The organism is Muriicola sp., assembly GCF_049669965.1.
In the GTDB taxonomy this organism is placed as follows: Bacteria; Bacteroidota; Bacteroidia; order Flavobacteriales; family Flavobacteriaceae; genus Muriicola.
Map to the genome: position 1 here is coordinate 1 of NZ_JBATLB010000220.1, position 8431 is coordinate 8431.

4 protein-coding genes are annotated in these 8431 nt (G+C 43.8%); 1 reads left to right on the forward strand and 3 read right to left on the reverse strand.

All coding sequences use genetic code 11. The annotated features are described in order from the left end of the window. From WBM49_RS11465 to WBM49_RS11475, 3 genes are all read right to left on the reverse strand, one after another. Window positions 1–1193 (reverse strand): glutamate synthase subunit beta (locus WBM49_RS11465; protein ID WP_424372189.1); only part of this gene is annotated, 1193 nt, incomplete at its 3' end. Window positions 1194–1201: 8 nt separating this feature from the next. Then, window positions 1202–5707 (reverse strand): glutamate synthase large subunit, encoded by a 4506-nt coding sequence (gene gltB / locus WBM49_RS11470; RefSeq protein WP_424372190.1) that lies wholly within the window; start codon window positions 5705–5707, stop codon window positions 1202–1204. A gap of 242 nt (window positions 5708–5949) precedes the next feature. After that, a complete protein-coding gene (locus WBM49_RS11475; protein WP_424372191.1) occupies window positions 5950–7095 on the reverse strand; it encodes an acyl-CoA dehydrogenase in 1146 nt (381 codons plus the stop codon). 300 nt (window positions 7096–7395) lie between these two features. On the opposite strand from WBM49_RS11475, the gene WBM49_RS11480 reads away from it, so the two are divergent. After that, window positions 7396–8431 (forward strand): Glu/Leu/Phe/Val dehydrogenase dimerization domain-containing protein (locus WBM49_RS11480; RefSeq protein WP_424372192.1); only part of this gene is annotated, 1036 nt, incomplete at its 3' end.

Sequence of the window (8431 nt, forward strand, 5' to 3'; positions counted from 1 at the left end):
AATTCACAGGGCCACTCTTTCTCAGTTCCATCTATCTCCTTTAATACAGGCCGTTCACCAGGAACCTTAATCCATTCAACCTCTGAAGTGATCAGGCCTTTTAAATTTCCTTCCGTATCCCCAATGAATTTTTTGGTAGAAATACTAAAATAGCGTTCCACTCCTTCTTTATGCGAAGAACTGGTCCTTAAACGCATCGGCCAGAATGGCCATGGCTGGTCCTCAGGCCTTTCTGTCGTTGGCTTACTAAGTATCTCAAAATTGGATACCGACTTTGCTCCCTGTCTAAAAGAAGTACCTATGCAGTCTGAGCCTGTATCCCCACCTCCTATAACGACCACATTCTTGTTGGTTGCCTTGATCTCACGATCAAAATTCTTTACCCCGTCTACACGGCGGTTATTTTGAGCAAGGAAGTCCATTGCTTGCACCACCCCTTTTAATTCTGCACCTTCAATTGGTAAATTTCTGCGAATAGTAGCCCCACCTGATAATACCAGGGCATCATAGTCTGCTTTTAATGCCTCCGCCTTAATGTCTACCCCAACATGAACCCCACATTTAAATTCGATTCCTTCTTCTTTTAATACCTCCAGGCGCCGGTCAATAATGTGCTTTTCCATCTTAAAATCAGGAATGCCATATCGCAATAGGCCTCCAGGTTTTTCGTCCCGTTCATACACGGTAACACTGTGCCCTGCTCTGTTAAGTTGCTGCGCAGCAGCCAATCCGGCAGGTCCGGATCCGATGACGGCAACTTTTTTACCTGTTCTAGTTTCTGGTGGTATGGCCACTACCCATCCTTTTGAAAAGGCGGTCTCTACGATGTTCTTTTCAATGTTCTCAATAGAAACCGGGTCTTCATTGATCCCTAAAACACAAGCTTCCTCGCAAGGTGCGGGGCATAGCCTTCCGGTAAATTCCGGAAAATTATTGGTGGCATGAAGGATTTGAGCTGCCTTTTCCCATTTCCCTCTATATACGGCATCATTAAAGTCGGGTATCAAATTTCCTAACGGACATCCGCTATGGCAAAAAGGAATTCCACAATCCATACAACGAGCTCCCTGTTCCTTTAACTCGTTTTCCTTTAAAGGAACTGTAAATTCCTTAAAATTCTTCACTCGTTTATCTACCGGTTTATAGGGCTCTGTCTTTCTTTCGTATTCCAAAAATCCCGTCGTCTTTCCCATGTCTCGTTCTAAATTGTTTGTAGTTTTTCCTGCTCTAATCGCAACAAAGCTTGTTTGTATTCCTCAGGGAATATCTTGATAAACTGGGGCAAATAATGCTCCCAATTTTCCAATATCCTCTGTGCTAGTGGACTTAAAGTGGCATTGTAATGATTTTCAATAAGACTTTTCAGACAGTGTATATCCTGGTCTTCCTCCACCCGTAATAGGTTCAGTGCTTCCTTGTTGCATCGTTTGTCGAATGTTTGATGTTTATCCAGGACATAGGCAATTCCTCCACTCATGCCGGCACCAAAATTTCGCCCTACTTCACCCAGAATAACCGCGGTGCCTCCTGTCATATACTCGCATCCATGGTCTCCTATTCCTTCAACTACTGCCGTGGCTCCGGAATTTCGAACACAGAATCGCTCCCCGGCCTTGCCATTGATATACGCTTCACCCGATGTGGCCCCATACAGGGTAACATTCCCTGTGATAATATTTTCTTCTGGTTTTAAGGTCGATTTTTCAGGGATCTTGATGATCAATTTAGCCCCGGAAAGGCCTTTCCCAAGATAGTCATTCGTATTCCCATTTACCACCATGGTAAGGCCCCTTGTGGCAAATGCCCCAAAACTCTGACCGGCAGAACCGGTAAAAATTAGTTTTAAGGTATTGTCTGGCAGGCCTTCCGCACCGTAAATTTTAGAGATCTCATTGCTGATAATGGCCCCTATGGCCCTGTCTGTATTATGAATTGGGAAATGCAAAACAGATTTTTCTTTTCTGAACAAGGACGGGTGGGCTTTTCCAATGATCTCAAACTCCATGGAGTCATCTACGTGGTGTTCTTGTTGCTGGGTATTATACAGCTTGGTCCCTTTTCGTACTTCAATTTTATGAAGAATAGGACTCAGGTCCAATCCATTGGCTTTAAAATGGTCTATTGCCTTGTTTCTGTTTAACTTTTGTACTTGTCCCACCATCTCATTGATGGTCCTGAAACCTAACTGGGCCATGATCTCCCGGAGTTCCTGTGCAACGAAATACATAAAATTCACCACGTGTTCTGGTTTTCCTTCAAACTTCTTTCGCAATTCGGGATTTTGTGTGGCAATACCAACCGGGCAAGTGTTTAAATGGCATACACGCATCATAATACATCCGGAAGCTACCAGGGGTGCGGTCGCAAAACCAAATTCTTCTGCTCCCAACAGGCAAGCGATGGCCACATCCCTCCCTGTTTTTAACTGGCCGTCACATTCCAGTACAATACGGTTCCTGAGATCGTTCATGACCAGGGTTTGCTGTGCTTCCGCAATTCCCAGTTCCCAGGGTAGTCCTGCGTGTTTTAAAGAGGTAAGGGGAGATGCCCCTGTACCTCCGTCAAAACCCGAAATAAGGATCACATCGGCTTTTGCTTTGGCTACTCCGGCAGCTACGGTACCAACACCCACCTCAGACACCAGTTTTACGTTGATACGGGCTTCCCTGTTGGCAGATTTAAGATCATAGATAAGCTGAGATAGATCTTCTATAGAATAAATATCGTGATGGGGGGGTGGGGAGATCAATCCAACATATGGGGTAGAATTCCTGGTTTTGGCGATGGAAGGGTTCACCTTAGGTCCCGGGAGTTGTCCCCCCTCTCCTGGTTTTGCTCCCTGGGCCATTTTTATCTGGATCTCCTGGGCATTTGTAAGGTAATTAGAGGTAACTCCAAATCTTCCCGAGGCCACCTGTTTGATGGCACTATTTCGCCAATCTCCTGTTTTGTTCTTATAAAATCGGTCAGCGTCTTCTCCACCTTCACCAGAATTACTCTTTCCTCCGATACGGTTCATGGCAATGGCCAGATTTTCATGAGCCTCCTTGCTTATTGAACCATAAGACATGGCCCCTGTTTTAAATCGCTTTACAATTTCTGTCCAGGGTTCTACCTGCTCTAAAGGAATGGGGTCATAATTGGCAAATTCGAACATTCCACGGATGGTCATAAGGTCTCTGGATTGCTCATTTACCATTTGGGCGTATTCCTTGTAAGTAGCTGCTTCGTTGTTGCGTACAGATTTCTGAAGTTTAGCGACAGACAAAGGATTGAACATATGTTTTTCACCATCCCTTCTCCATCGGTATTCACCGCCAATTTCCAGATCCAGATCGGCTGCTATATGTTTTTTTACAAAGGCATTCTGATGTCTTTTTGCGATCTCCTTTTCGATCTCATATAATCCTATTCCCTGAATACGTGTGGGGGTATTTGGGAAATACCTGTTAACGACATTTGTATTGAGGCCAATACATTCAAACAATTGCGAACCTCTGTATGAATTCAAGGTAGAGATCCCGATCTTGTTCATCACTTTTACAATGCCTTTCCCGATGGCTTTGTTATAATTTTTGATGGCTTCATCAAAGGAGAAGTCGGTAATATCGTTTTCATCGATCTGTTCCCCTATGATCTCGTTCACCAAATACGGATTGATGGCACTGGCTCCAAAACCGAAGAGTAATGCAAAATGGTGCACCTCTCTTGGTTCGGCAGATTCTATGATGATACTCAACTTGGATCGTTTCCCTGCAGCTTGTAAGCCGCTGTTAACATAAGAACACGCTAATAATGCGGGGATAGGCGCTTTTTCTTCACTTACAAAACGATCCGACAGTATGATAATATTGGCCCCATTGTCTATTGCTTTGGTGGCCTGTGTCAAAAGAGATTGCAATGCTTCCTCTAATCCATTGTGCCCTCGCTGAACATCGTATAAAATGGAAATGGACACTACCTTGTAATCAGGACTGGCGTCGTAATTCTTGATTTTGTCCAGATCTTCTTTGGAGATCACAGGGTTTTGGATCTTTAATTTTTTACAATGCAGTTCGGTGATGTCAAAGATGTTCCGGTCTGTTCCCAGCGTTAAACTTATATCTGTGATGAGTTCTTCCCTGATGCCATCAAGAGGAGGATTTGTTACCTGGGCGAACAATTGCTTAAAATAATTATAGATCAATTGAGGTCTATCCGATAAGACAGCGATTGGGGTATCTGAGCCCATGGACCCTATGGGTTCTTTGGCATTTTTCCCCATAGGAAGGATAATGGTATTTATATCTTCAAGGGTGTAGCCAAAAACCGCCTTCCTTTTTTCCACGCTTTCCTCCCCGATAAAAAGAGGACAATCGTTATAGGGAATGTCGCGCAGGTGCATCAGATTCTTATCGAGCCATTTCTTATAAGGATGGCGTTGTGCTATTTCCTCTTTGATTTCCTCATCATTGATGATACGGCCTTCCTCCATATTCACCAGAAACATTTTCCCGGGTTCCAGTCTTCCATGCAATTCAATATTCTCTGGCGCTATGTCCAGGACGCCTGTTTCTGAGGACATAATTACATATCCGTCCTTGGTAACGGAATACCGCGAGGGTCTCAGTCCGTTCCTGTCCAAAACAGCCCCTATGTAGTTCCCATCGGTAAACGGAATAGAAGCCGGCCCGTCCCAGGGTTCCATGACACAGGAGTTATATTCATAGAAGGCCTTCTTGGCTTCAGACATTTCTGTATTTTTTTCCCAGGCTTCAGGGACCAGCATCATCATAACTTCGGGCAGTGAGCGCCCCGTCATCAGCAGTAGTTCAACCACCATATCCATGGTCGCAGAATCTGATTTTGCTGGAAGGATAACCGGAATGATCTTTTTTAATTCCGGCCCAAAAAGTGGACTTTCCATCAGTTCTTCCCTTGAACGCATGCGCGATACATTGCCTCGCAGGGTATTGATCTCCCCATTGTGGCACATATATCGGAAGGGTTGCGCCAGATCCCAGGTGGGGAAAGTATTGGTGGAGAAACGTTGATGAACCAGCGCAAGTCTGGTAATTACTCTGGGGTCCATCAGATCCGAATAATATCTTTTGATATCCTGGGGCATCAGTAGCCCTTTAAAAATAATGATCCTGGTAGAAAGACTGGGCAGGTAAAAGAATTTGCTTTCAGAAAGTTTGGAACCAATAATGGTGTGCTCCGTTACCTTTCGTGCTATAAATAGTTTCAGATTGAAATCGAAGACATCCTGTGTCTCATTTTCCTGAGCAATAAAGACTTGTTTAACAAAGGGTTCAGTTTCAGCAGCTATTCGGCCAGGGACGGAGGTATTTACAGGAACATCGCGCCATCCGATTAAATTCAAGCCCTGTCTTTTTATTTCTGCCTCAAATACCGAAATGCAATAAGCACGTTGATTGGCCTTTTTAGGTAGAAAGACATTCCCTACCGCATAAGTTCCTGGTGCTGGTAATTCAAAGGAGCATTCTTCCTGAAAAAAAATATGAGGGATATCTATCAGTATCCCTGCGCCATCTCCTGTTTTTCCGTCTGCACTCACGGCGCCCCTATGTTCTAATTTGTCAAGAATTTCGAGGGCCTTGTGAATTATATCGTTCGATTTTTTTCCTTTCAGGCTGCAAATAAAACCTGCCCCACAGTTATCGTGCTCAAACTCCGGCAAATACAATCCTTGCTTCTTCAACATCTGTTTTGGTATTTACTCAAAAGTACCAAAATGACTTTGATGCCAGTCGGTTTTCGCAGTTGAAGAGGTAAAAAATGCAGCTAATTAAAAAATACCTTGGGAAATATGCAAAATGCATTTTAAATCTCCGTTAAAATAGGATATTAATAATACTGTCTTGCGGAATTTGTCATAACAGGAAGCAGTGATTTAATCAAAGCTATCCGATTTGAATAGTTAGTGTTTGAGGACAAAGAATCCCACTATTTTGAGGTGAGGATACTCCGCGAAATAACGATCTTCTGTATTTCGGAGGTCCCTTCATAGATCTGGGTGATCTTTGCATCTCTCATAAGCCTTTCTACGTGGTAATCTTTTACAAATCCGTTGCCCCCGTGTATTTGGACGGCCTCAACAGTTGTTTCCATGGCTACCTGAGAAGCGTATAGTTTTGCCATGGCCCCAGAAAGATCATAGTTAGCGCCATTATCTTTGTCGCAGGCCGCTTTATACACTAGAAAACGAGCTGCCTCTATTTGAGTATGCATATCTGCAAGCTTAAAAGCAATGGCCTGGTGATTACTGATTTCCGTGCCGAAAGCTTTTCGTTCCTTGGAGTATTTTTTGGCCATTTCGTAGGCACCTGCGGCAATACCTAAGGCTTGAGCAGCGATCCCTATCCTGCCACCTGCAAGAGTTTTCATGGCAAATTTAAATCCAAATCCATCCTCTCCAATCCTATTTTCTTTTGGGACCACCACATCATTGAAGTTTAATGAATGTGTATCGCTCCCGCGGATACCTAATTTGTTCTCTTTGGGACCTATTTCAAAGCCCTTCATCCCTTTTTCAACGATCAATGCATTGATCCCCTTATGTGCTTTTTCTACGTGGGTTTGGGCTATGACCAGGTATACATCGGCTGAGCTGCCATTAGTAATCCAGTTTTTGGTTCCATTGAGAATATAGTGATCTCCTTTGTCTATCGCAGTTGTTTTTTGAGAGGTTGCGTCACTACCGGCTTCTGGCTCTGAAAGGCAGAATGCGCCAATGATCTCCCCGGTGGCCAGTTTTGCCAGATATTTTTCTTTCTGAGCCTCTGAGCCAAAAGTTTCCAGCCCCCAGCATACGAGGGAATTATTAACCGATACAATAACCGAAGCTGAGGCGTCTATCTTTGAAAGTTCCTCCATAACGAGTACGTAGGACAGGGTGTCTAATCCGCTTCCACCAAATTTTGGATCGACCATCATTCCCATAAAGCCGAGCTCCCCCATCATTTTTACCTGATCTGTGGGGAATTTTTGTGCTTCGTCTCTTTCAATGACCCCGGGAAGTAATTCCTGTTGTGCAAAATCGCGGGCCGCTTGTTGAATCATCAACTGCTCTTCTGAAAGTGTAAAATCCATAGTACTTAGTATATTGTTAAAAAAGGCCTACAAATATACATCTTGATTGGAAATTATTCAATGATTACCACGGCAATTTGCGAATACGACAAACTATATTTTTTGATTGTTTGCTATTGGCCACACAGAAATACTTTTATACCCCGTCAATATTTTTATATTTGTTGCAGATGAACAAAAGGCATACGATAGATATTGGAATTATGAGACAACACTAGCTTCAGGTAACAACACAGATGTAAAGCAGCGGCTTTCGAAGGCCGTGAAAATGTACAACTCATAATATAATACTTATCATACATGAAAGATCTTTTAAAAAAGTACGAAAATAAAGCCCCGGAAATTGTTTTTAATTGGAAGGATCCGGAAACGGAAGCCGAAGGATGGACAGTGATCAATTCCTTGCGCGGAGGTGCGGCAGGAGGTGGTACACGGATGCGCGAAGGGCTGGATATGAATGAAGTTTTATCCCTGGCAAAGACAATGGAGGTAAAATTCACTGTTTCAGGACCGCCCATTGGAGGCGCCAAATCCGGGATCAATTTTAATCCAAATGATCCTAGAAAAAGGGGCGTGCTAGAACGTTGGTACAATGCGGTAGCCCCGTTGCTGAAAAGTTATTACGGTACCGGCGGTGACCTGAATGTGGACGAGATCCATGAAGTGATTCCTATTACAGAAGACGCCGGAGTGTGGCACCCTCAGGAGGGAGTATTTAATGGACATTTTAGGCCTACGGAGGCCGACAAGATTAACCGTATTGGCCAATTGCGTTTGGGCGTGATCAAAGTTTTAGAAACTTCTGCTTATTCTCCTAATACTGCCCAAAAATATACAGTGGCCGATATGATCACCGGCTATGGTGTAGCAGAGGCGGTAAAGCATTACTATACCATTTACGGAGGCTCAGTAATAGGTAAAAAGGCTGTGGTACAGGGATTTGGAAATGTAGGTGCGGCAGCAGCCTTCTATCTTGCTCAGATGGGAGCCAAGGTGGTGGGGATCATAGACAGGGAAGGCGGGGTCATTAATGAAAACGGATTCTCGTTTGACGAGATCAAAACCTTCTTTCTCCATAAAAAAGGAAATACCTTAATTGCTGACCCTGATAAGATGATTCCTTTTGCGGAAATGAAGGAAAGGATATGGAGTTTACCAACAGAGATATTTGCCCCGTGTGCAGCATCCAGATTGATCACTCAGGAACAAATCACAGAGATGATCAACTCAGGGCTGGAAGTAATCTCTTGCGGAGCCAATGTGCCATTTGCTGACAAAGAAATATTTTTCGGACCTATTATGGAATATACCGATGAAAAAGTAAGTCTTATTCCCG

What these genes read in the sequence shown, in the direction of transcription:
- gltB (WP_424372190.1), bottom strand. Translation starts at nt 5,707, where the DNA reads ATGTTGAAGAAGCAAGGATTGTATTTGCCGGAGTTTGAGCACGATAAC.
- WBM49_RS11475 (WP_424372191.1), bottom strand. Translation starts at nt 7,095, where the DNA reads ATGGATTTTACACTTTCAGAAGAGCAGTTGATGATTCAACAAGCGGCC.